Consider the following 21,588-nt stretch of genomic DNA (forward strand, 5'->3'; position numbering starts at 1 on the left):
CCTTCGCGAAGGAGGCGCCTAGCCAGAACCCATGCAACGCCCACCGCACGCCCCGGTTGCCGCCATCGTTCAAATGACCAGCGGAATCGATCCCGGCGCCAATCTGCAGGCGATCGACCGCGCGCTGGCTGACGCCGCAGCCCAAGGCGCAGCGATGGCCTTTTTCCCGGAGATGTCGCTGCTGCTCGACCGCGACCGGCAAAGATCGGCTGCGCATATGCAGCGCGAGGCCGACAGCCCGTGGCCCGCGACGCTCGCGGACATGGCGCGGCGCCACCATATCTGGCTCCACAGCGGATCGATGCCCCTGCTCGCCGACGGCAGCGAGCGCCGCGTCAACCGCAGCCATGTAATCGACGACAAGGGCGAGATCCGCGCACGCTACGACAAGATCCACATGTTCGACGTGACCCTTCCGACGGGCGAGAACTGGACCGAGTCGGCCGCCTATGCGGGCGGTGACGCGATTGTCCTCGTCGATACGCCGCTTGGCCGGCTGGGCCTTTCGATCTGTTATGATCTACGCTTTCCCGAGCTCTATCGCGCCCTTGTGGACGGTGGCGCCGAACTGATCGCGATCCCGGCCGCCTTTACCGTGCCGACCGGCGAAGCGCATTGGCACCCGCTGCTCCGCGCCCGGGCAATCGAAACCGCCTGCCACGTCATTGCGGCGGCGCAAGCGGGAACGCACGCCGACGGGCGCGCGACCTTTGGCCACAGCCTCGCCGTCGATCCCTGGGGGACGGTGCTGATGGACGTGAGCTTGCAAAAGGATGACGGCGCCGCGGGCTATGATATCGGCTTCGTGGCAATCGATGCGCAGGCGTGGAAACGGGCTCGCGACGCCATCCCCCTCGCCCGATCGCGCTCGGTGCGGAATATAGAGATTTAGGCCAGGGGCTCTAGGCCGGGGGCTCTAGGCCGGGCGCTGTCACCGCGCAGAAGACAGCCTGCAGAATCACAAAGGGCTCCGAGCAAAGCCCGGAGCCCTTTGGTATCGGTTTGACCCGGAGCCTGTTACGGGCTGGTCGGGCTGTCTTCGTTGTTATCCGAAGCGATGATGATACCGCCGATGATAGCCGCGAGAGCGACAACAGCGATGATCCAGCCGGAGCCTTCCAGCTTGCTTTCACCGTTGAGTTCCGAATTGGCGCGTGCCGAGTCGAACGACTGAGCCGAAGCGGCGATCGGCGCCGCAAGCATCGAGGTCGCCGCGAGGGAGATCGCAGCCTTCTTAAGCAGGTTCATCTTATTCTCCGTCCACTGGATATATCGTCTCGATCCACACCGCGAAATGGCTTCCCCGCCATGGACCTGCCCGATCGGTTTAAGCGTAATTGCCGTCGATTGCAATCACCATTTCCCTATTTCGGTACTAGTTAGGAAATTGCTAAATATTGCAAAAGTTGCGCAGCTGGTCGCGATTCTAACCCCGCCTGACTTGCTCGAACGCTTCGCTCGTCACGGGATAGCCCAGATGACCCGGAATGCACAGATGCGGGGTGCCGTCCCGCTCCTCTATCCACGGCGTTACCAGTTCGACCGGATAATTTTCCGCGTGGCGCGCGAAGCCCGCAAAATCGTCGGCCTGCGCGATTCGTTCGAGGTTGCGGCGCGTGGGAAAGATGACCGACACCTCGCCGCGATCGGCGAGCGTCAGCGTATCGCGGGCGCTGGACCAGAATATGTGGCTATGCTCGGCCTCCTCGACCGTCAGTTCGTGCCCGTGCGGCGGCGCCGCAACGGCATAGAAGCGTGTGTCGAAGGTTCGCGCTTCCTTGAAATTGGGGCACCAGCGCGCAAAGGGCACCAGCCCGCCGAGCTGGATCGGCGCCCCATGCGCGGCCAATATGTCCGACAGCAACGTGCCGCCCAGAAGCGCGCGGCGAACATCGGCAAGGTCGGGTTCGGCAAGGTTGGGCAGCCCGACGCCAAGCCCCGTTTCCTCAAGCGTTTCGCGCAACGCAGCGACCCGCGCCGCGCCTTCGGCCGGATCCTCGCCAAAGCCGTAACGCTCGGCGACCAGATGATCGTCGGGATCGACGCGACCGCCGGGAAAGACCACCGCCCCCGCCGCGAACGCCATGTTGCTCGCGCGTTTGACCATCAATATCTCGTCGGGATCATCGTTGCCGGAGGGCCGCATGATGACGAGCGTGGCGGCCGGGATGGCCCCGTCGGGTAGCTTGGGCGATTGCGGTGGCGCGGGATCGGTCATGAAAATTCGATAACTAGGCTTTGCGCGCTTGTCATCTGCCATTGCCGCCAGCGACGACGGCCCCATTGCCGCGGCATTCAAGAGGGTGCAAGATGCCGCATCTTGGCGCGGCCGGAGGCAAGGCAATGGGATTGGCCGAAATATTGGGGGTCGCGGGCAGCATCAGCCTGTTGTCGGGCTGGCGCCTCTACCTCACGATCCTGGCGACCGGCGTCGCGATGCATTTCGGCTGGCTGCCGCTGCCCGAACATTTGCAGGCGCTGCAGATATTGGCGAACCCCTGGGTTATGGGCGTCGCCGCAGTCGGTACGCTCGCCGAGTTTCTGGCCGACAAGATCGCGTGGGTCGACAGCATCTGGGACAGCGTACACGGTATTGTCCGCCCGCTCGGCGGCGCGTTGCTGACGCTCGCGCTCGTCGACAGCGCCGATCCGGCGTGGCAGGTGATCGCTTTCATCCTCGGCGGCGGCGGCGCGCTCATCAGTCACAGCGCCAAGGCAACGACCCGCGCGGTGGTCAACATCAGCCCCGAACCCTATAGCAATGCCGCGGTATCAACCGGCGAAGACGTCGCGACGACGGGACTTCTCGCGCTGGTAATCGCCTTTCCCGCGGTCGCCATCGTCATTACCCTATTGCTGCTGATCGCCGCTGTCCTCGTCATCATTGCGCTGCGAAAATTGCTCCGCAGCGTCAGAGGCGGGCTCAAACGCGCGCTCGGCGACCCCGCAGACGCCCCACCGCCCATCGTCTGAGCGTCAGGCGGTGAGCAATTCCTTGAGGGGCGTTTCGCCATCGGCGAGCTGCTCGGGGGTTGCGGTGGTGCCGGCGGTGACGAGCATGCGGCCCTGGACATAGTCTTTGGTGGCATTGACGCAGTCGAGCGCGATGACCTTGCCGGCCTTCAGGTAGACGACCGAGAAGCTGCGGCTGGCGGGATCGCCGCGCAGCACCGCCTGGTCGTGGTCCGTCGAGAGGCCGACAGTCTGGAGCTTGAGGTCATATTGGTTCGACCAGAACCAGGGGATCGCATGATAGGGCGCTTCGGCGCCGCAGATGCCCTTTGCCACGACATTCGCCTGATCATTGGCATTCTGAACCGATTCGAGCCGGATCACCGCGCCTTCGGCAAAGTCGTTCGCATGCGCCGCGCAGTCGCCGATCGCATAGATGTCGGGCAGGCTCGTCCGGCACAGCGGATCGACCAGCACGCCGTTGCCGCCCTCGGCCCCCGCCGCGAGCAGCGGTTCGACCGCCGGCACGATGCCGATGCCGACGATGACGAGATCGGCAGGAATGACCGCACCGTCCGCCAGCCGCACGCCGGTGACATGCGTGTCGCCCTCGATCGCCGCGACCTGGGCGCCGAGCCGCAGGTCGACGCCATGATCGCGGTGCTCCTTCTCGAAGAAGCGCGACAGATCCTCGCCCGCGACCCGCGCAAGCACGCGGTCCAAGGCCTCCAGCAGCACGACCTTCTTGCCCGCCTTGGTCAGCACCGCCGCCGCCTCGAGCCCGATATAGCCGCCGCCGATCACCACGATCTGCTGCGCGGTCTCCGCCGCCGCCTTCATCGCGTCGGCATCGGCGCGCGTGCGCACCCCCTGCACCCCCGGCAGGTCGCCGCCGGGGATCGGCAGCATCCGCGGATGGCCGCCGGTTGCCCAGACGAGCTTGCCATAGCCGATGGTCTCGCCGCCGTCGGTGGTGACGCGGTGCGCGGCCGGATCGACCGCCACGACGCGCTTGCCGAGCAGCATCGTCACGTCGCGCTCGTCCCAATATTTGGCGGGGCGCAGCTGGATGCGCTCGAACTCTTTCTCGCCCGCGAAATATTCCTTCGACAAGGGCGGCCGCTCATAGGGAAGCTCCGCCTCTTCCCCCACGATCGCAATGCTCCCGGCAAACTTCTGCGTCCGCAGCATGATTGCCGCCTGCGCGCCCCCGTGGCCCCCGCCAACTATCAACACGTCGAAGTTCATGGTCCGCCCATCTCCCGGATCGCTGCTCGCGCTGCGCGCCCCGTGACACGCACGGCGCGCCTGTGCAAGCGCGGGCTCACCCGATCATCGCATTAACATTTCACAATGGAAGCGATCCTATTAGGGGGGCAGCATGCGTTTGGCGACAATCACCAACTGGGCCTATGCCGCGACGGTCGTGCTGACGATCGCGTCGAGCGCGACGATGCTGCTGGCCTCGAACGCGACCGACCGCGAACGGGCGGCGGTCGAGCAGCGATACCGGCTCGATCAGGCGACCGCGACGCTGGAGGAAGATGCCTTCCTGCTGAGCGACCGGGCGCGACAATATGTGAACACCGGCGATCCGACCTATCTTGTCGGCTATCGTTCCGAAGAGGCGGCGCTCAAATCTGTCGAGGAGCGCATTTCGCATATCGGCGACGCCGGGGCATCGACCGGCGAGATCGAAGCGCTGGCCGATGCGGTGCGGCTGGCCGATCTGCTTCACGACGAACAGCGCGCGGCGGTCGCCGCGCACGAAGGCGGCGACGAAGCGAAAGCACGGCAACTGCTGTTCGGCGCCGAATATGAACGCCAGCTCGACCGCGCCGAACTCGAACTCAAGCGCTTTCGCGACCGGCTAGATGCGCGGGTCCAGTCGCAGGTCAATTCCGCGACCGAGGTGGCGCGGCTGTGGAAGGGCATTTCGGAGATCACGCTGGCGCTGACCGCGTTGCTGGTGCTGTGCGTGCTCTATTTCGTCTTCAAGCAAAGGGTATTGCGCCCGGTCGTCAAGCTGAGCGACGTGGTCAACCGGCTGGCGGCGCAGGACTTCGCCGCCGAGCCGCCCGCCTTCGACCAGGTCGACGAGATCGGCGACATGGCGCAGGCGATCCGCATTTTCCGCGAAAACGGGTTGGAACGGCAAAGGCTGGAAAGCGAACGCGACGCCGACCGCGCGATGCGCGACCTGTTGTCGCGGATGACGCAGCGGTTGCAGGGTTGCGACACGATGGACGACCTGAAAGACGTCGTGCAGCGCTTCGTCCCCGAAATCACGCCGGGGCTTGCCGGGCGCCTCTATCTGCTCGACCGCCAGCGCAACATGGTAGTCGAGGCGTGCGGCTGGCAAAACCCCGGCCATTCGCGCGCCGAATTTTCGGCGCTCGCCTGCTGGGCGCTGCGCCGCGGGCTGCCGCACCGTCCCGCGGGCGACAATGTCGATGTGCCATGCGACCATGTCGACCGCAGCGATGCCGCGGCGCCCGTCGACACGCTGTGCCTGCCGCTTACCGCGCAGCGCGAGACGCTGGGCCTCCTTTATTTCGAAGCGCCGGCGGGCAACCCCGGCGCGCTGTCCGGCCCCGAAATCTATCTCGATATGCTGGCGGAGAATATCGGGCTGGCGATCGCCAATCTGCAATTGCGCGAAACGCTGCGCGAAATGGCGCTCGCCGACCCGCTGACCGGCCTGTCGAACCGCCGTCAGCTCGACCAGCTGCTCGGCATCCAGATCGCGCAAGCCGAACGGCTGGGACAGGATCTGGGCTGCCTGATGATCGACGTCGATCATTTCAAGCGCTTCAACGACGTCCACGGCCACGACGCGGGCGACATGGTGCTGCGCGAAGTCGGCAAGGTGCTGGCGGGCGTGACGCGCGATGCCGGTCTGGCGTTCCGTTATGGCGGCGAGGAGTTCATGCTGCTGCTCCCCGGCCTGTCGGTCGAAGCGGCGGCCGAGCGCGCCGAGGAAATCCGTACCCGCGTCGCCGCGCTGGCGCTGGGATCGGAGGCCGGGAATATGGGGCCGGTTACGGTTTCGATCGGCGTTGCGATCACCCCGCTGCACTGCCCGCCCGACCGGCTGGTCCGCACCGCCGACGCCGCCTTGCTGCGCGCGAAGGCGATGGGCCGCGACCGGGTCGAGGTGGCGCAGCAGCGCGATTCCTTCGCCGCGGTCTGACGGGCCGCGCCGCAAGGACGCGGCCCGCCGAACCCAGGATCAGGCAATGATGCGCTTCAGCTTTTCGAGCGCCGTCTTGTCATTCTCGTGATAGTCGATGGTGGTGACGAAGCGGCCGTCCTTGTCCATCAGATAGATGGCGGCGGTGTGATCGACCGTATAGTCGCCGCCCTCGATCGGTACCTTGCGGACATAGACGCCATATTCCTTCTGGATTTGGGCAAGCTGGGCATCGGTTCCGGTCGCCCCGATGATCGGCGTCTTGAACAGCGCGACATAGCTGCCGATGTCGGCGGGTCGATCGTGCTGCGGATCGACCGATACGAAGACGATATCGAACTTCATCCCGTCGGGATCGAGCTGCTCGCGAAGCTGCGCCATGCGCGCGAGGCTGGTCGGGCAGACGTCGGGGCAGCGGGTGAAACCGAAGAAGATCGCGAAGGGCCGGCCCTTCAGCGTCCGGTCGGTGAGCGTCGAGCCATTGGCCGCGGTGAGCGTGAACGGGCCGCCGATCGCGGCGCCGGCGGAGGCGGCCGACGTGCTCTTGCTGCCGTCCCCGCCGCCAACCGCCAATATGACGCCGAAGACCGCGGCGACCGCGACGAGCACCCACAGGATGCGGCGAACGACGACCATCGGCGGGGTGCCGCCCTCAATGTCCGCCATGACCGCCCTCCATCGGTGCGGTCGATGCGATCGGTTGCACCTTGAAGCGCACCGCGACCTTCCCCTGCCGCGCGAAGACCAGCGTCGCGGGGATCATGTCGCCCTGCTTGAACGGCTTTTTGAGCCCCATGAACATGATGTGATAGCCGCCGGGCTTGAGTTCGAGCGTGCCACCCGCCGGGATGGCGAGGCCGCCGGTGACCTGGCGCATCCGCATCACCCCGTCCTCGACCTTCATCATGTGGATCTGGACGTCGGCGGCGGCGGGCGAAGTCACCGAGAGGAGCCGGTCCTCCGATTTACCCTTGTTCGTTATGGTCAGAAAGCCGCCGCCGGCCTTTTGCCCCGGCGCGGTTTCGCGCGACCAGGGGTGGCCGATGGCGAGCGCGCCGGCGGTGACGCCGTGCGCGAGCAGCGGCGGCGCGGCGACCAGCGCCGTTGCCGCGAACATGATGCGGATTGAAGATTTCATCGAACGATCTCCTGTTGGAAAAATAATGTCGGCGCGGGATGCGCGGCGGCCCAGTTTTGAGCGGCCGCCGATCCGACCTGCATCAGCAGGCACAGACCGACGGCCGCCCAGCAGCGGCGGCGAAACCGGCGCAATGCGGCAATGCGGCGAGGCGGAGATGGGGCCATGTCCTACCTCATGTGGTTGCTTGCCGCGAGCGCACGGGTGAGGATCGGGGCGATCTCGCGCCGCTCGTCGAGGTTCAGGCAATGCCCGACCTCGAAGCGCTGCATTCGGTGGTGGAAGACGAGTCGGCAGTCGGTCGGCCCGCGCCGCTCCAGCTCGAAGCGAAGCCAATAGGACGGCAGGTCGATGGCCGCCCTGCTGCGCCCGCGCCAGACGAACCGGCCATCCGACAGTTCGAGCCATTCCTCGGGCGGCGGATTGCGCTGGTGCCATTCGAGCGCCAGCACCAGCGCCGCCATCGTCGACAACGCGAACAGCGGCACGAGCCAGCGCCCCTGCAGCGCTGGCAGGATCGCCATCGCCATGAACAGCAGGATCAGAACGGTAAAGGTCTCGCGCCCGTGCTCCGTCAGGCGCGACCGGTTCTCGCGCATGCGCAGGCGGATGCCATCGGGCGCATCGAACGCGGACGCTTCATCGTCCGCATGCCGCCCCTCGGGACAGCGCATTATTTCGTACATGGACAATCTCCGGCAGGACCGCGCGATCAAGGCGCGCGGCTGTCCGACACAGCGGGTTCAGCGTGTCAGGCGTGCGCCGGAGGGCCGCGCAGCGGCGGGCGGAGACGGGAAAGACGACGCAGCGGCGGCACCGGAAGCGGCGCGAAACCGAGCGCGAACAGAAACGCGATCGCCGCAAGCAAAAACGCCGGATCGGCGGCGGCGACGGCGCCATGTGCGAGCGCGGTAAAGGCGCATTCGCCCTTGCCGCCATGCTTGGCGGGCACATCTTCGCTGCCCTTTTCGAAGGGAATCACGATCTGCTGCGCGAGCGCCTGACCGCCGGGGTCGGAACACAGGACGACGTCGATCGTCCGCGATGCATCATGGCCGGGCATATAGCCCGCGGGAACCAGCGCTTTCGAAAGCAACGCCAGCGCGACCAGCCACATGGCCAGCCCGCGATGACGTGCAATCCAGGCGCGTACCCCCGTCATTGGTCCCCTTTACGCTGGCGCGCGACGCTTGTCACCGGCCGCGCGTACCGCGGCGGCCGGACAAATTGTCTCAGGCCGATCAGCCGATGGTGCGCGCCAGTTCGCGGTTGAGCCACAGGGCGACGAGCGTGCCGACCGCGCCCGACAACAGATAGCCGCCGGCGGCGATCAGGCCGAAGCTGCTCGACAGCCAGAGCGCGACCATCGGCGCGAAGCCCGCGCCGAACAGCCAGGCAAGGTCCGAGGTGAAGGCCGATCCGGTGTAGCGGTGCCGCGGCAGAAATTCGGACGAGAGCGCACCCGACGACTGGCCGAACGACAGCCCGAGCAGCGCGAAGCCCAGGATCATGAACACCGCCTCGCCCGCTTCGCCCGCGTCGAGGAGTTGCGGCGCGAAGCCGCTGAACGCGGCGATGGCAGCGGCGGTCGCGCCCAGCACGGTGCGGCGGCCGAAGCTGTCGGCGAGCCGGCCCGACGCGATGATCGCGAGCACGCCGACGAACGCGGCCACCGCCTCGATCATCAGGAAGCGCGCCGGTGTTTCCTCGGTGAACAGGAACACCCACGACAGCGGGAAAACCGTAACCATATGGAAGAGCGCAAAGCTGGCGAGCGGCGCGAAGGCGCCGGTCAGGATGACCTTCCATTCCGACCGTACCGTTTCGGTGAGCGGCGCGGGTTCGAGCGACTTGTCCTCGAACAGTGCGGCATATTCGGGCGTGACGACGATGCGTAGCCGAGCGAAAAGCGCGACGACGTTGATCGCGAAGGCGACGAAGAAGGGATAGCGCCAGCCCCAGTCGAGGAAATCCTGCGCGGGCAGCGCCGAGATCAGGAACATGAAGAGCAGGCTTGCGACGATCAGGCCGAGCGGGGCGCCGAGCTGCGGAATCATCGCATACCAGCCGCGCTTGCCCGCCGGCGCGTTGATCGCGAGGAGCGAGGCAAGCCCGTCCCACGACCCGCCGAGCGCCACGCCCTGGCCCATGCGGAACAGCGCGAGGAGCAGCGCGGCGCCGATACCGATGGATTCATAGCCGGGCAGGAAGGCGATCGCTGCCGTCGACCCGCCGAGCAGGAACAGCGCGGTCGTCAGCTTTGCGCCGCGGCCATAAGCGCGGTCGATCGCGGTGAAGATCACCGTGCCGACGGGGCGCGCGACGAAGGCGAGCGCGAAGATCGCGAAGGACCAGAGCGTCCCCTGCAGCGGATCGAGCTGCGGAAAGATCAGCTTCGGGAACACCAGCACCGATGCGATCGCATAGACGAAGAAGTCGAAAAATTCCGACGTGCGCCCGATGACCACGCCGATGGCGATCTCTCCCGGCGCGATCGGATGGCCGTCATCGTGAAGCGCGCGGGCGTCCCGTTCGGCCTGGGTGGTGGTGGGCGCGGTATCGGCAGACATGGATAGGCGGTCCTGCATCGGGCGCCGCCGCCGGCATGCGCGACGGGCATGCACGGAGGGATGGCGCGAGTCGGGTTATAGGGCGCGGCGCCCCTTCATGAAAATGCCCCTGCGTCATTGATCACGATCAAGGGATTGGACAAAATGTCCTATGTGCGGTGCAGCAAAGCGGGCCTAGGCGCGCCGCCATGCCAGAAAAGCTCTCCCGTCCGTCCACCCGATTCCGGTTGCTGCCGCTGCTCGCGGTGTTTCCGCTGCTCGCCGGTTGCAACATGGTCGTGCTCGATCCTGCGGGCGACGTCGCCCAGCAGCAGGGCAATCTGATCCTGGTTTCGACCGTGCTAATGCTGCTCATCATCGTGCCGGTGATGGCGCTGACGATCTTTTTCGCCTGGCGCTATCGCGCCGCGAACAAGGCCGCGACCTACAAGCCCGACTGGGACCATTCGACGCAGCTTGAGCTGGTGATCTGGGCAGCGCCGCTGCTCATCATCATCTGTCTGGGGGCGGTGACATGGGTCGCGACCCATTTGCTCGATCCCTATCGCCCGCTGGCGCGCACCGCGCCGGGTCAGCCGGTCGCGGCGGCGACACAGCCGATCGACGTGCAGGTTGTCGCGCTCGACTGGAAATGGCTGTTCATCTACCCCGAACAGGGCATTGCGACGGTAAACGAGCTGGCGCTGCCCGCGCATCATCCGGTGCGGTTCCGCATTTCGGCATCGTCGGTGATGAACAGCTTTTACATCCCCGCGCTTGCCGGCCAGATTTATGCGATGCCGGGCATGGAGACGAAGCTCCACGGCGTCTTCAACCAGACCGGCGACTTCACGGGCTTTTCGGCCAATTATTCGGGCGCCGGCTTTTCGAACATGCGCTTCGCGGTGAAGAGCCTCGACGATGCTGGTTTCGCCGCCTGGGTCGCCGCCACAAAGGCCGAGGGCAAGACGCTCGACCGCAACGCCTATCTCGCGCTCGAAAAGCCCAGCGAAAGGGCGCCCGTACAGCGCTTCGCGGCGGTCGAACCGCAGCTATTCGACGCCGTGGTCAACATGTGCGTCGAAGCCGGCAAGATGTGCATGCACGACATGATGTCGATCGACGCCGCGGGCGGTGCCGGCATTGTGGGCATCCACAATGTTCGCAGCCTGGCCTATGACAAGTTCGCCGCGCGCGGCTCCGAGCCCGGATATTGGGGCAAGCGCTATGTCGCCGCGCTGTGCAGTGCGCCGCTGATGGCGAAGGCCGAAGCCCCCGACGCCGCGCCGGCGAGCCAGGCGCCGCTGACGGGCGCCGGCCTGCCCAGCCCCGGCAAGCGCGCCGCACCCGCGCAGACCGCGCTCAACGCCGCCTCGCCCCGCCCGCTTTCCTGATTTTTGTCGCCGAGATCGCCATGACCCCGCACCCCGCCCCCGAAACCGGCCCTTTCCTCGGCCGCCTGTCGCTCGACGCGATTCCGATCCACGAACCGATCCTGATCTTCACTTTCGCCGCGGTGGTGATCGGCGGGATCGCGGTGCTCGGCCTGATCACCAAATTTCGCCTCTGGGGCTATTTGTGGAAAGAGTGGTTCACCACCGTCGACCACAAGCGCATCGGGATCATGTACATGATCCTGGGGCTGATCATGTTCCTGCGCGGCTTTGCCGACGCGATCATGATGCGGTTGCAGCAGGCGATGGCGTTCGGCGGGTCCGAAGGCTATCTGAACGCCCACCATTATGACCAGATCTTCACCGCGCACGGGGTGATCATGATCTTCTTCGTGGCGATGCCCTTCATCACCGGCCTGATGAACTATATCGTCCCGCTGCAGATCGGCGCGCGCGACGTCAGCTTTCCCTTCCTCAACAATTTCAGCTTCTGGATGACGACCGCGGGCGCCGTGCTCGTCATGATCTCGCTGTTCGTCGGCGAGTTCGCGCAGACGGGCTGGCTGGCCTATCCGCCGCTGTCGGGCATCGCCTACAGCCCCAATGTCGGGGTCGATTATTATATCTGGGCGCTGCAGATCGCGGGGGTCGGCACCACGTTGTCGGGGATCAACCTGATCGTCACCATCCTGAAGCTGCGTGCGCCCGGCATGGGCCTGATGAAGATGCCGGTCTTCACCTGGACCAGCCTGTGCGCGAACATCCTGATCGTCGCGTCCTTTCCCGTGCTGACCGCGGTGCTCGCGCTGCTGACGCTCGACCGCTATCTCGGCACCAACTTCTTCACCAACGACTTCGGCGGATCGCCGATGATGTATGTGAACCTGATCTGGATCTGGGGGCACCCCGAAGTCTATATCCTGATCCTGCCGCTATTCGGCGTGTTCAGCGAAGTGACCTCGACCTTTTCGGGCAAGAAGCTCTTCGGCTATACCTCGATGGTCTATGCGACGATCGTCATCACGATCCTGAGCTACCTCGTCTGGCTGCACCATTTCTTCACCATGGGATCGGGCGCGAGCGTCAACAGCTTCTTCGGGATCACGACGATGGTGATCTCCATCCCGACGGGCGCCAAGCTCTTCAACTGGCTGTTCACCATGTACCGCGGCCGCATCCGTTTCGACCTGCCGATGATGTGGACGGTGGCCTTCATGCTGACCTTCGTGGTCGGCGGGATGACCGGCGTGCTGCTCGCGGTTCCGCCCGCCGACTTCGTGCTGCACAACTCGCTGTTCCTGATCGCGCATTTCCACAATGTCATCATCGGCGGCGTCCTGTTCGGCCTGTTCGCGGCGATCAACTATTGGTGGCCCAAGGCCTTCGGCTTCAAGCTTAACGTCTTCTGGGGCAAGATCAGCTTCTGGTGCTGGGTCGTCGGCTTCTGGCTTGCCTTCATGCCGCTCTATATACTCGGCCTGATGGGGGTGACCCGCCGGATGCGCGTGTTCGACGATCCCAGCCTGCAAATCTGGTTCGTGATCGCCGCCATCGGCGCCGCCGTCATCGCGGCGGGGATCGCCGCCATGCTCGTCCAGTTTGCGGTCAGCATCTGGAAGCGCGACGAACTGCGTGACGAAAGCGGCGATCCGTGGGGTGGCCGGACGCTCGAATGGGCCACCAGTTCGCCGCCGCCCGACTATAATTTCGCTTTCACGCCGGTGATCCACTCGCTCGACGCATGGCACGACATGAAGACGCGCGGTGCCGAGCGACCGGTCGGCGGCTTCCGCGACATCCATATGCCGAGCAACACCGGCGCCGGGATCATCCTTGCGGGGATCAGCCTGGTGATGGGTTTCGCGCTTGTCTGGCATATCTGGTGGCTCGCCGCGCTAGGCTTCGTCGGCCTGGTCGGCGGTGCGATCACCCACACCTTCAACTACAAGCGCGACTTCCATATCCCCGCCGCGACAGTGGCCGAGGTCGAGGATGCGCGCACCCGCCAGCTTGCGGCGGCCGGAGCCTGATCGATGAGCAGCACCACCCTCCCCGCCGCGGGCGAAGCGCCCGCCTTCTACGAACTCGACGAGCATCCCCATCCCGAAGGGCACAGCACGATGCTGGGCTTCTGGATCTATCTGATGAGCGACTGCCTCATCTTCGCGATCCTGTTCGCCTGCTATGCGGTGCTCGGCGGCAATTATGCCGCGGGGCCGGCACCCAAGGATCTGTTCGATCTGAAGCTGATCGCGCTCAACACCGCGATGCTGCTCCTTTCGTCGATCACCTATGGCTTCGCCGTGCTCCAGATGCAGCAGGGCAAGGTGAAGGGGACTCAGTTCTGGCTGGCGATCACCGGTCTGTTCGGCCTCGCCTTCCTGAGTATCGAGCTATACGAATTCCACCATCTGATCGAACTTGGCGCGACGCCGCAGCGCAGCGCCTTTCTGTCGGCCTTCTTCACGCTGGTCGGGACCCACGGGCTGCACGTGACCTTCGGGATCATCTGGCTGGTGACCCTGATGATCCAGCTCGGCAAGCATGGGCTGATCGCCGCGAACAAGCGTCGCGTCATGTGCCTGTCGATGTTCTGGCACTTCCTCGACGTCGTGTGGATCGGCGTCTTCACGATCGTCTATCTGATGGGAATGCTGCGATGAGCGCGAACCACGACCACCACGCCGCCGACCACGCGCATCACGAGATCGAGATGCCGCACGCGTCGATGCGCGATTATGCGATCGGTTTCGTCCTGTCGGTGATCCTGACCGCCATCCCCTTCTGGATGGTGATGACGATGCCGCTGTCGACCGGTGTGACCGCGGCGATCATCATGGGCTTCGCGGTGGTTCAGATCGTCGTCCACATGGTGTATTTCCTGCACATGACGCCGAAGGCGGAGGGCGGCTGGTCGATGACCTCGCTGCTGTTCACGATCATCGTCGTCGTGATCATGCTGGCGGGGTCGCTATGGGTGATGCACCACCTCAACACCAATATGATGCCGATGCCGCACGACATGAGCCAGTTGCCGTGACCCGGCCGCGCCGCGCGGCCTTTGCCGCGGCGGCGCTGGTCGTGGCGGCGCTGCTCGCGGCGCTGGGCGTCTGGCAGCTCGAACGGCGCGAGTGGAAACATGCGCTGGTCGCGGCGGTCGATGTGCGCATCCACGCCGCCCCCGTTCCCGCGCCACCACTGGCCGCATGGCGCGGCATCGACGCGGCCCACGACGCCTATCGCCGCGTCACCGCGACGGGCCGCTTTCGCCACGACCGCGAGACGCTGGTTCAGGCGGTCACCGATCGCGGTGCCGGCTATTGGGTGATGACGCCGCTCGAAACGCCCGGCTTCACGCTGCTCGTCAATCGCGGCTTCGTGCCGCGCGAGCGCCGCGATCCGGCAACGCGCGCCGCGGGCAATACCGCCGGACCTACGACGGTAACCGGACTGCTGCGGGTGACCGAGCACGGCGGCGGCTTCCTGCGCGCCAATGATCCCCACGCGAACCGCTGGTATTCGCGCGACGTCGCCGCGATCGCAGCGGCGCGCGGTCTCGGCCGCACCGCGCCCTATTTCGTCGATGCCGACGCTGCGCCGAACCCCGGCGGCCTGCCCGTGGGCGGGCTGACCGTCGTCAAATTCCCCGACAATCATCTGGTCTATGCGCTGACCTGGTTCGCGCTGATGCTGCTCGCGCTGTTTTTTACCTGGCGGCTGTGGCGTCCGGGCGCCGATGCGTCCAATATGCCGGACGAATGAGCGAAGCCACGGCCCCACCGATCGCGCTTCCGGCGGCCGACGCCGGCCAGCGGAACATGTCGCTGCTGATCCAGCTGCGCTGGATCGCGGTCGGCGGCCAGCTCGCGACGATCGAGGTCGTCAACGGGCTGATGGGCATCAAACTGCCGCTTGCGCCGCTGCTCGGCGCGATCATCGTCCTCATCGCGATCAATCTCGCCAGCCTCGCGCGGCTACGCGGCGGCCATTCGGTCGCCAACCGCGAGCTGACGGCGGTGCTGCTGTTCGATGTCGCGGCGCTGGGGTGGCAGCTTCACCATAGCGGCGGCCTCACCAACCCCTTCGCCTCGCTGTTTCTGCTTCAGGTGGTGATGGGCGCGATCCTGCTCACGCCGCGTTCGTCCTGGGCCGTGGTGGCGGGCGCGATCGTTGCGATGGTCGCGCTGCGCATCGATCCGACGCCGCTCGTCCTGCCGCAACCCTATGCCGCCGATCCGCTGGCGCTCTATCTCAAGGGCAGCCTCGTCTGCTTCCTGTTGATCGCGGTGCTGCTCGTCGCCTTCGTCACGCGGATGAGCCGCAACCTGCGCGAACGCGATGCGGCGCTGGCCACCGCCAGCCAGCGCGCGGCGGAGGAGGATCATATCGTTCGCATGGGCCTGCTCGCCTCGGGCGCCGCACACGAACTCGGGACGCCGCTGTCGACGCTTTCGGTGCTGATCGGCGACTGGCGCGCGGCGCCGCGGTTGGCGGACGACACCGAATTGCAGGAGGATCTGGCCGATATGGACGCGGCGGTCGGCCGCTGCAAATCGATCGTCAGCGGCATCCTGATGTCGGCGGGTGAAGCGCGCGGAATCGCACCGCAGCTAACGACTGCGCGCCGTTTCGTCACCGACATCGTCGACGACTGGCGCGCCGGGCGCCTCCCGGGTACGCTCGATTTCAGCGACCGGATCGGTCCCGATGTCGATATCGTCTCCGACCCCGCGCTGCGTCAGGTGATCGACAATGTCATCGACAATGCGGCCGAAGTCTCCCCCGACTGGATCGGCCTCACCGCACTGCGCGACGGCGAGATGCTGGTGATCGAGATCGCCGACCGCGGCCCCGGTTTCGACCCCGCGATGCTCGAGACGATCGGTCAGCCCTATCGGTCGACCAAGGGCCGCCCCGGCGGCGGGCTGGGCCTGTTCCTGCTGGTCAATGTCGTACGCAAGCTGGGCGGTCTGGTCAGCGCCGACAACCGCGATGCAGGGGGTGCGGTGGTGCGGATCACGCTGCCGATCGCGGCGATCGCGCGGGGCGAAGGGAGACGGGGATGAGCGAACGGCGCCTGCTGATCGTCGAAGACGACGAAGCCTTTGCGCGGACGCTGAAGCGATCGTTCGAACGGCGCGACTATGATGTGCGGGTGGCGCATGGGCCCGAGGGGCTGGATGAGCTGCTCGCCGGATTCCATCCAGATTTCGCGGTGGTCGACCTGAAGCTCGGCGCCGCATCGGGTTTGGGCTGCGTCCAGACGCTGAGCGCCTTCGACCCGGCGATGCGCATCGTCGTCCTGACGGGATTCGCCAGCATCGCCACCGCGGTCGAGGCGATCAAGCTCGGCGCCTCCTATTATCTCGCCAAGCCGTCGAACACCGACGATATCGAAGCCGCCTTCGGCCGCGCCGAAGGCAATGTCGACGCGCCCCTCGACGGGCGCCAGTCCTCGATCAAGACCGTCGAATGGGAGCATATCCACCAGACGCTCGTCGAAACCGGGTTCAATATTTCCGAAGCCGCCCGCCGCCTCGGCATGCACCGCCGCACGCTGGCGCGAAAGCTGGAAAAGCGGCAGGTTCGCTGAACGCGGGCACCTCCGGTTTGCCGCCGTTTCGGGGCGCCCCACCGGAAAATTTTCGCATTCCTTTGCGGGGTGCGTGTCATCGCGGCGTCTCATCCCTGTAACATAGGGAGATTGGCATGACGCCAGGCGACGACTTCGGAATGATCCGCCAACGGTATCGCGATTGCTTCGCTGCCGAACTGTCCCCCGGCTTTTCCGACTATATTCATCGTCCTGGTAGCGACGGATCGACCGCCGCGCTCGGCTATGCGCGCGCCGCCGATGCGCCACTATTTCTGGAAGCCTATCTCGATGCGCCCGTCGAAGAGCTGGCGGCAATCGCACTGGGCAGACCCGTTGCGCGCCGCCAGATCGTCGAGATCGGCAATCTGGCAGCCGTCAATCCGCTGGCGATGATCGCGCTTTGGGGCGCGGCGGCGAACGATCTCGCCGCGCTGGGCGATGTCGCGGTCGCGACGCTGACCGCCCCGCTGCGCGCCATGTTTCGCCGCATCGGCATCCCGATCGCCGCCATCACCCCTGCCCGCGGTGAGCGGCTGGGATCGGCGGCATCGGCGTGGGGACGCTATTACGATCAGGATCCGTGGGTCTGCGCCGGCATCATCGCCGGCGGGCAAGCCGCCATCAACAGCTTCCTCGAACGCCGCGCCGGGCGGCAGGCGGCCTGACATGACCATATTCGACATTCTGACCGCCCAGGCGGCCGCGCGCCCCGATGCCGTCGCCATCGATGCGCTCGACGGCCAGCCGCTGCCCTATGGCGCACTGCGCGATCGCGTCACGGCGCGTATCGCCGACCTCGCGCCGCGACTGCAACCGGGCGTCCCGATCGCGTTGCAGCGCGACCATGGCCGCGAAAGCGCCGAACTGGAACTCGCGCTCCTCGCCGCCGCCATTCCGGTGCTGTCGCTTCCCGGCTTCTTCACCGCCGACCAGTCGCGCCACGCCACCGGCTTGTGCGGGGCCGCTCCCGATCCGACGATCCGTTCCGCCGGGTCGGGCAAGCCCCGCCAGCCCGCGCCTGTGCCCCTCCCCGGTGGGACGGCGCGGATCAGCTTCACCTCGGGATCGACTGGCACGCCCAAGGGCATCTGCCTTTCGGCCGACCATATGCTCACCGTCGCCCACGCGATCGTCGCCGCGGTCGGGGCCGAGCACGCCGGACGGCATCTCGCGCTGTTGCCGCCGGGCATCCTGCTGGAAACGGTGGCGGGCTTTTTCCCGACGCTGATCGCGGGCGGCACCTATGTCTGTCCGCCGCAGGCAGAGGTCGGGATGGCCGACCCCTTTCGCCCCGATTTCGCCAAAGCGGTCCGCCTGATTGCCGAACAGCGCATCACCTCGCTGATCCTGGTTCCCGAATATCTCGATGGCATCGTTCGCGTCATGGAGGCGGCGGATATCCGCCTGCCGCTGTTGACGCTGGTCGCGGTCGGCGGTGCGCGCACCCCTGTCCCCTTGGTGGAGCGCGCCCGCCGGCTCGGCCTGCCCGTCCGGCAAGGCTATGGCCTGACCGAATGCGCATCGGTCGTGTCCCTGCAGGACGCGGGCGATGACGATCCGACGTCGGTCGGGCGGCCGCTTTCGCATATGCAGGCGCGTGTCGCCGACGATGGCGAGATCGTGCTCGATGGCCCGATCTGCCTCGGCGCGGTCGGCGGCGCGGCACCGTATGCGCCGCTCCACACCGGCGACATCGGCACGATCGACGCCGCGGGACGGCTGCACATCGACGGGCGAAAGTCGAACCTGATCATCACCAGTTTCGGCCGCAATATCTCGCCCGAATGGGTCGAGGCTGCGCTCACTCGGCAACCGGCGATCGCGCAGGCAATGGTGTGGGGCGACGGCCGACCGGCGCCCGAAGCGCTGATCGTGCCGGCCCATGCCGACGCCGATCTGGATGCCGCGGTCGCCGCCGCCAATGCCCTGCTGCCGGCCTATGCCCGCGTCGGCAGCTGGCGCGAAGCCGCGCACTTCACACCGATGAACGGGCAGCTCACCGGCAACGGCCGCCTGCGCCGCGCCGCGATTGCCGCCGCCTATCTGGACGGCACGCCCGACTTTTTCACCGAACTCGAGGCGCAAACGGTGCGCGAGCGCCTGCGCTTCCTGACCATTCCGCAATTGCAGGCGGGACTGACGGGCACGATCACGCGCGACGTGTACCTCGCCTATCTGGCGCAAGCCTATCACCATGTCAGCCACACCGTCCCGCTGATGCAGGCGGCGCGCGCGCGGCTCGGCGGACGCCCTGCGATCGTGGCCGCGCTCGACGATTATATCGCCGAGGAAACCGGCCACGAAGAATGGATATTGTCCGACATCGCGGTTGCCGGCGGCGACGCCGCGGCGGTGCGCGCCAGCGCACCTGCGCCCGCAACGGCCGCAATGGTCGATCACGCCTATCGCCGGATTGCGACGGGCAATGCCATGGCCTTTTTCGGCATGGTCTATGTCCTTGAAAGCGTCAGCGTAGCGCTGGCGACGCGCGGCGCCTCGGCGGTCGCGAAGAATCTGGGACTGCCGCCGCAGGCCTTCACCTATCTGACCTCGCACGGGGCGCTCGATCAGGATCATATGGCCTTTTTCGCAGAGCTCGTGAACGGACTCGACGATCCCGCCGACCGCGCGGCGATCCTGGGGATGGCGCGCGAGATGTTCGCGCTTTTCGGCGGGGTTTTCGCGAGCATCGAAATGGAACCGGCGCGTGCGGCGGCTTGACGGACAGCGAGTCGCCATCACCGGCGCCGCTGGCGGCCTCGGCGCCCCCGTCGCCATTCTGCTTGCGCAGGCTGGTGCCCATACGATCGGTATCGACCGCAGCGAAAGCACCGCGTGCCACGACAGCATCGTCACCGATCTTTCCGACGACGATGCGCTCGCCGCGCTGGCCGAACGGCTGGCGGGCGACACCCCCGATATATTGATCAACATCGCCGGGGTCATGCGATTCGGCCTGCACGAAAGCCAGCCCGTCGAGGCGCTGGCGCTGTGTTACCGGATCAATCTGCTCGTTCCCGCGGTGCTCGCCCGGGCGGTCGCGGCGCCCATGCGGCAGCGCGGGAGCGGGCAGATTGTCAATATCGGATCCGTGCTTGGCGCTATCCCCTACCCCTGGTTCGCCGCCTATTCGAGCAGCAAGGCCGGGCTCGCCGCGTTCAGCCAGGGATTGCGGCGCGAATTGGGCGGCAGCGGCGTCAGCGTGACGCACGTCAATCCGCGCGCCGCGCGCACCGCCTTCAACAATGCCGAGGTCAACCGCTTCCTCGAAATTACCGGAATGAAGGCCGATGCCCCCGAATGGGTCGCGCAGCGGATCGTCGCCGCGATCCTTGCCCGGCACCCCACGCTCAGCATCGGCGCGATGGAGCGCGTCTATGCCGCGCTCAATGCCATTTCGCCGCGGCTGATCGACACCGGCCTCGCGCCGCAGATCCGGCGCGCCCGCGCAGAATTTTCGTGAAGCACGACAAAGGAGTAGCCCGATGAAACTGCAGATGACGCGCGCCGCGGCGGTCGCGGCGATGGTGCTCGCGGCCGTGCCGGCCGTGGTGATGGCCGGTGCCGCCGAAGATGTGAAGTCGATCAACGACGGCTGGGCGCACATCGTATACGAGGTGCACGGATCGAGCACCCAGACCAAGGCACTCGACGCGCTCGCCAAGCAGGCCGCCGTGCTGGTCGCCCGCTATCCCGGCCGCGCCGAACCTTTACTGTGGCAGGGCATCGTCACCAGCGAGCAGGCGAACCGCGCCAACATCTTTCACAAGCTGGGCCTTGCGACGCGCGCGCGCGACATCATCGCCCGCGCCTATGCGCTCGATCCGCATGCCGCCAAGGGCGGCGCGGCGATGAGCCTGGGCGTCCTCTATTACAAGGTGCCGGGATCGCCGATCGGCTTCGGCGACACCGACAAGGCGCGCAAGCTGCTGAAGGAAGCGCTCGCGCAGGATCCGGGCGGGCTCGACGCCAATTATTTCTACGGCGACTTCCTGCTCGATCAGGGCGACAAGGCTGGCGCCCGCGCCTTTCTGCAAAAGGCTTTGCGCGCGCCGCACGATGGCACGCGGCCCGTGTGGGATGCCGGACGCCGCCGCGAGGTGCAGGCGCTGCTCGCCAAGACGCGCTGACATGGCAGCCCGCATGGCCGCCGCCTTCGCGGGACAGCTCGCGCGCCCGCGCGGTATCGCAGGGCGGCTGCTCGGCCGGGCAATGGATCTGGCGAACCGCCGGCCGACGCGGCTCGCGATCGACCTGCTGGCGCCGCGCGCGGGCGAACGCGTCATCGACATCGGGTGCGGGACCGGCGCCGCGCTTGCGGCGGTGCGGCGCCGCGCCGACGTGGACGCTGCGGGGATAGACCCGTCGCCCGTCATGGCCGCGATGGCCGCGACCCGGCTGGGAGAGGGCGCCGATATACGCTGCGCCGAGCTTGCCGCGATGCCCTTTCCGCCGACCTCGTTCGACGCCGCGCTGCTGCTTAACATGCTTTATTTCTGCGATCCCGACGGCCGCGACCTTGCGCCTCTCCACCGGATATTGCGGCCCGGTGGCCGCGCGGTCGCCTATGTCACGCACCGCGACACGATGCGCGACTGGTCTTTCACACGCGTCGGCTTGCACCGGCTTTATGACGAGGCGGCGCTGGAGCGCATCTTCATGGGCGCGGGCTTCGCGCACAATCGCATCACGATCGCGCGCGTCGCAATCACCCCTTCGATTACGGGGTTGCTCGCGCGGGCCGTGCGCTAGGGTCAAAGCCGCTT

23 protein-coding genes are annotated in these 21,588 nt (G+C 66.5%); 15 read left to right on the top strand and 8 right to left on the bottom strand.

From position 1 onward, the window contains the following. Window positions 1–31 precede the first annotated feature (31 nt). Complete coding sequence (locus ACT17R_RS03595) at window positions 32–892, top strand: carbon-nitrogen hydrolase family protein (RefSeq protein ID WP_186402651.1); 861 nt, start codon at window positions 32–34, stop codon at window positions 890–892. Window positions 893–1,017: 125 nt separating this feature from the next. On the opposite strand, the gene ACT17R_RS03600 is transcribed toward ACT17R_RS03595, so the two are convergent. After that, a complete protein-coding gene (locus ACT17R_RS03600; protein WP_202988360.1) occupies window positions 1,018–1,353 on the bottom strand; it encodes a hypothetical protein in 336 nt (111 codons plus the stop codon). A gap of 73 nt (window positions 1,354–1,426) precedes the next feature. Continuing rightward, complete coding sequence (locus ACT17R_RS03605) at window positions 1,427–2,218, bottom strand: NUDIX hydrolase (RefSeq protein ID WP_186402650.1); 792 nt, start codon at window positions 2,216–2,218, stop codon at window positions 1,427–1,429. Window positions 2,219–2,310: 92 nt separating this feature from the next. On the opposite strand from ACT17R_RS03605, the gene ACT17R_RS03610 reads away from it, so the two are divergent. Then, window positions 2,311–2,973 (top strand): DUF4126 domain-containing protein, encoded by a 663-nt coding sequence (locus tag ACT17R_RS03610; protein ID WP_260834078.1) that lies wholly within the window; start codon window positions 2,311–2,313, stop codon window positions 2,971–2,973. A 3-nt stretch (window positions 2,974–2,976) separates the two neighbouring features. Here the strand turns inward: ACT17R_RS03610 and ACT17R_RS03615 are convergent, their stop codons facing one another. Beyond that, entirely contained in the window at window positions 2,977–4,200 is a 1,224-nt protein-coding gene (locus ACT17R_RS03615) for an NAD(P)/FAD-dependent oxidoreductase (RefSeq protein WP_444809003.1), read from the bottom strand. Between the two features lie 133 nt (window positions 4,201–4,333). On the opposite strand from ACT17R_RS03615, the gene ACT17R_RS03620 reads away from it, so the two are divergent. After that, window positions 4,334–6,145 carry a diguanylate cyclase gene (locus ACT17R_RS03620; RefSeq protein ID WP_186402648.1) on the top strand — a complete coding sequence of 604 codons (1,812 nt, stop codon included), beginning with the start codon at window positions 4,334–4,336 and terminating at the stop codon, window positions 6,143–6,145. Window positions 6,146–6,184: 39 nt separating this feature from the next. On the opposite strand, the gene ACT17R_RS03625 is transcribed toward ACT17R_RS03620, so the two are convergent. The 5 genes from ACT17R_RS03625 to ACT17R_RS03645 form a co-directional block, all read right to left on the bottom strand. Next, window positions 6,185–6,811, bottom strand: coding sequence for an SCO family protein (locus tag ACT17R_RS03625; RefSeq protein WP_444809004.1), 627 nt, complete (start codon window positions 6,809–6,811; stop codon window positions 6,185–6,187). After that, window positions 6,798–7,283, bottom strand: a complete 486-nt coding sequence (locus tag ACT17R_RS03630; protein WP_186402646.1) for a copper chaperone PCu(A)C — start codon at window positions 7,281–7,283, stop codon at window positions 6,798–6,800. The genes ACT17R_RS03625 and ACT17R_RS03630 overlap by 14 nt, the downstream gene beginning before the upstream one ends. 170 nt (window positions 7,284–7,453) lie before the next feature. Continuing rightward, complete coding sequence (locus tag ACT17R_RS03635) at window positions 7,454–7,969, bottom strand: DUF2244 domain-containing protein (RefSeq protein ID WP_444809005.1); 516 nt, start codon at window positions 7,967–7,969, stop codon at window positions 7,454–7,456. A 65-nt stretch (window positions 7,970–8,034) separates the two neighbouring features. Further along, window positions 8,035–8,445 carry a DUF2946 family protein gene (locus tag ACT17R_RS03640; RefSeq protein ID WP_082819792.1) on the bottom strand — a complete coding sequence of 137 codons (411 nt, stop codon included), beginning with the start codon at window positions 8,443–8,445 and terminating at the stop codon, window positions 8,035–8,037. A gap of 79 nt (window positions 8,446–8,524) precedes the next feature. Next, a complete protein-coding gene (locus tag ACT17R_RS03645) occupies window positions 8,525–9,853 on the bottom strand; it encodes an MFS transporter (RefSeq protein ID WP_003040213.1) in 1,329 nt (442 codons plus the stop codon). A gap of 188 nt (window positions 9,854–10,041) precedes the next feature. On the opposite strand from ACT17R_RS03645, the gene cyoA reads away from it, so the two are divergent. The 12 genes from cyoA (at window position 10,042) to ACT17R_RS03705 (ending at window position 21,574) form a co-directional block, all read left to right on the top strand. Further along, the gene (gene cyoA / locus ACT17R_RS03650) at window positions 10,042–11,226 is read left to right on the top strand and encodes a ubiquinol oxidase subunit II (RefSeq protein ID WP_444809006.1); all 1,185 of its coding nucleotides are present in this window, start codon (window positions 10,042–10,044) and stop codon (window positions 11,224–11,226) included. 20 nt (window positions 11,227–11,246) lie between these two features. Further along, entirely contained in the window at window positions 11,247–13,256 is a 2,010-nt protein-coding gene (gene cyoB / locus ACT17R_RS03655) for a cytochrome o ubiquinol oxidase subunit I (RefSeq protein ID WP_062900601.1), read from the top strand. Between the two features lie 3 nt (window positions 13,257–13,259). Then, a complete protein-coding gene (gene cyoC / locus ACT17R_RS03660) occupies window positions 13,260–13,889 on the top strand; it encodes a cytochrome o ubiquinol oxidase subunit III (RefSeq protein WP_444809007.1) in 630 nt (209 codons plus the stop codon). Beyond that, window positions 13,886–14,266 (top strand): cytochrome o ubiquinol oxidase subunit IV, encoded by a 381-nt coding sequence (cyoD, locus tag ACT17R_RS03665; RefSeq protein ID WP_062900603.1) that lies wholly within the window; start codon window positions 13,886–13,888, stop codon window positions 14,264–14,266. Before cyoC ends, cyoD begins: the two co-directional genes overlap by 4 nt. Next, window positions 14,263–14,988: an SURF1 family protein gene (locus ACT17R_RS03670; protein ID WP_444809008.1), complete on the top strand. Its 726-nt coding sequence runs from the start codon at window positions 14,263–14,265 to the stop codon at window positions 14,986–14,988. The genes cyoD and ACT17R_RS03670 overlap by 4 nt, the downstream gene beginning before the upstream one ends. After that, window positions 14,985–16,292 carry an ATP-binding protein gene (locus tag ACT17R_RS03675; RefSeq protein WP_444809009.1) on the top strand — a complete coding sequence of 436 codons (1,308 nt, stop codon included), beginning with the start codon at window positions 14,985–14,987 and terminating at the stop codon, window positions 16,290–16,292. The genes ACT17R_RS03670 and ACT17R_RS03675 overlap by 4 nt, the downstream gene beginning before the upstream one ends. After that, window positions 16,289–16,819 carry a response regulator transcription factor gene (locus tag ACT17R_RS03680; protein WP_186402639.1) on the top strand — a complete coding sequence of 177 codons (531 nt, stop codon included), beginning with the start codon at window positions 16,289–16,291 and terminating at the stop codon, window positions 16,817–16,819. Before ACT17R_RS03675 ends, ACT17R_RS03680 begins: the two co-directional genes overlap by 4 nt. Window positions 16,820–16,935: 116 nt before the next feature. Then, complete coding sequence (locus tag ACT17R_RS03685) at window positions 16,936–17,487, top strand: thermostable hemolysin (RefSeq protein WP_186402638.1); 552 nt, start codon at window positions 16,936–16,938, stop codon at window positions 17,485–17,487. Window position 17,488: 1 nt separating this feature from the next. Next, on the top strand, window positions 17,489–19,543 hold the full coding sequence (locus tag ACT17R_RS03690; RefSeq protein ID WP_186402637.1) for an AMP-binding protein: 2,055 nt from the start codon (window positions 17,489–17,491) through the stop codon (window positions 19,541–19,543). Further along, entirely contained in the window at window positions 19,530–20,285 is a 756-nt protein-coding gene (locus ACT17R_RS03695; protein WP_062900608.1) for an SDR family NAD(P)-dependent oxidoreductase, read from the top strand. Before ACT17R_RS03690 ends, ACT17R_RS03695 begins: the two co-directional genes overlap by 14 nt. A gap of 22 nt (window positions 20,286–20,307) precedes the next feature. After that, a complete protein-coding gene (locus ACT17R_RS03700) occupies window positions 20,308–20,952 on the top strand; it encodes a tetratricopeptide repeat protein (RefSeq protein ID WP_186402636.1) in 645 nt (214 codons plus the stop codon). A gap of 1 nt (window position 20,953) precedes the next feature. Beyond that, a complete protein-coding gene (locus tag ACT17R_RS03705; protein ID WP_444809010.1) occupies window positions 20,954–21,574 on the top strand; it encodes a class I SAM-dependent methyltransferase in 621 nt (206 codons plus the stop codon). The last annotated feature ends 14 nt before the right edge of the window (window positions 21,575–21,588 follow it).

It is taken from the genome of Sphingopyxis sp. Q841, from assembly GCF_052384365.1.
Classification (GTDB): Bacteria; Pseudomonadota; Alphaproteobacteria; order Sphingomonadales; family Sphingomonadaceae; genus Sphingopyxis; species Sphingopyxis terrae_A.

What these genes read in the sequence shown, in the direction of transcription:
- ACT17R_RS03595 (WP_186402651.1), top strand. Translation starts at nt 32, where the DNA reads ATGCAACGCCCACCGCACGCCCCGGTTGCCGCCATCGTTCAAATGACC.
- ACT17R_RS03605 (WP_186402650.1), bottom strand. Translation starts at nt 2,218, where the DNA reads ATGACCGATCCCGCGCCACCGCAATCGCCCAAGCTACCCGACGGGGCC.
- ACT17R_RS03610 (WP_260834078.1), top strand. Translation starts at nt 2,311, where the DNA reads ATGCCGCATCTTGGCGCGGCCGGAGGCAAGGCAATGGGATTGGCCGAA.
- ACT17R_RS03615 (WP_444809003.1), bottom strand. Translation starts at nt 4,200, where the DNA reads ATGAACTTCGACGTGTTGATAGTTGGCGGGGGCCACGGGGGCGCGCAG.
- ACT17R_RS03620 (WP_186402648.1), top strand. Translation starts at nt 4,334, where the DNA reads ATGCGTTTGGCGACAATCACCAACTGGGCCTATGCCGCGACGGTCGTG.
- ACT17R_RS03625 (WP_444809004.1), bottom strand. Translation starts at nt 6,811, where the DNA reads ATGGCGGACATTGAGGGCGGCACCCCGCCGATGGTCGTCGTTCGCCGC.
- ACT17R_RS03630 (WP_186402646.1), bottom strand. Translation starts at nt 7,283, where the DNA reads ATGAAATCTTCAATCCGCATCATGTTCGCGGCAACGGCGCTGGTCGCC.
- ACT17R_RS03635 (WP_444809005.1), bottom strand. Translation starts at nt 7,969, where the DNA reads ATGTACGAAATAATGCGCTGTCCCGAGGGGCGGCATGCGGACGATGAA.
- ACT17R_RS03640 (WP_082819792.1), bottom strand. Translation starts at nt 8,445, where the DNA reads ATGACGGGGGTACGCGCCTGGATTGCACGTCATCGCGGGCTGGCCATG.
- ACT17R_RS03645 (WP_003040213.1), bottom strand. Translation starts at nt 9,853, where the DNA reads ATGTCTGCCGATACCGCGCCCACCACCACCCAGGCCGAACGGGACGCC.
- cyoA (WP_444809006.1), top strand. Translation starts at nt 10,042, where the DNA reads ATGCCAGAAAAGCTCTCCCGTCCGTCCACCCGATTCCGGTTGCTGCCG.
- cyoB (WP_062900601.1), top strand. Translation starts at nt 11,247, where the DNA reads ATGACCCCGCACCCCGCCCCCGAAACCGGCCCTTTCCTCGGCCGCCTG.
- cyoC (WP_444809007.1), top strand. Translation starts at nt 13,260, where the DNA reads ATGAGCAGCACCACCCTCCCCGCCGCGGGCGAAGCGCCCGCCTTCTAC.
- cyoD (WP_062900603.1), top strand. Translation starts at nt 13,886, where the DNA reads ATGAGCGCGAACCACGACCACCACGCCGCCGACCACGCGCATCACGAG.
- ACT17R_RS03675 (WP_444809009.1), top strand. Translation starts at nt 14,985, where the DNA reads ATGAGCGAAGCCACGGCCCCACCGATCGCGCTTCCGGCGGCCGACGCC.
- ACT17R_RS03680 (WP_186402639.1), top strand. Translation starts at nt 16,289, where the DNA reads ATGAGCGAACGGCGCCTGCTGATCGTCGAAGACGACGAAGCCTTTGCG.
- ACT17R_RS03685 (WP_186402638.1), top strand. Translation starts at nt 16,936, where the DNA reads ATGACGCCAGGCGACGACTTCGGAATGATCCGCCAACGGTATCGCGAT.
- ACT17R_RS03690 (WP_186402637.1), top strand. Translation starts at nt 17,489, where the DNA reads ATGACCATATTCGACATTCTGACCGCCCAGGCGGCCGCGCGCCCCGAT.
- ACT17R_RS03700 (WP_186402636.1), top strand. Translation starts at nt 20,308, where the DNA reads ATGAAACTGCAGATGACGCGCGCCGCGGCGGTCGCGGCGATGGTGCTC.
- ACT17R_RS03705 (WP_444809010.1), top strand. Translation starts at nt 20,954, where the DNA reads ATGGCAGCCCGCATGGCCGCCGCCTTCGCGGGACAGCTCGCGCGCCCG.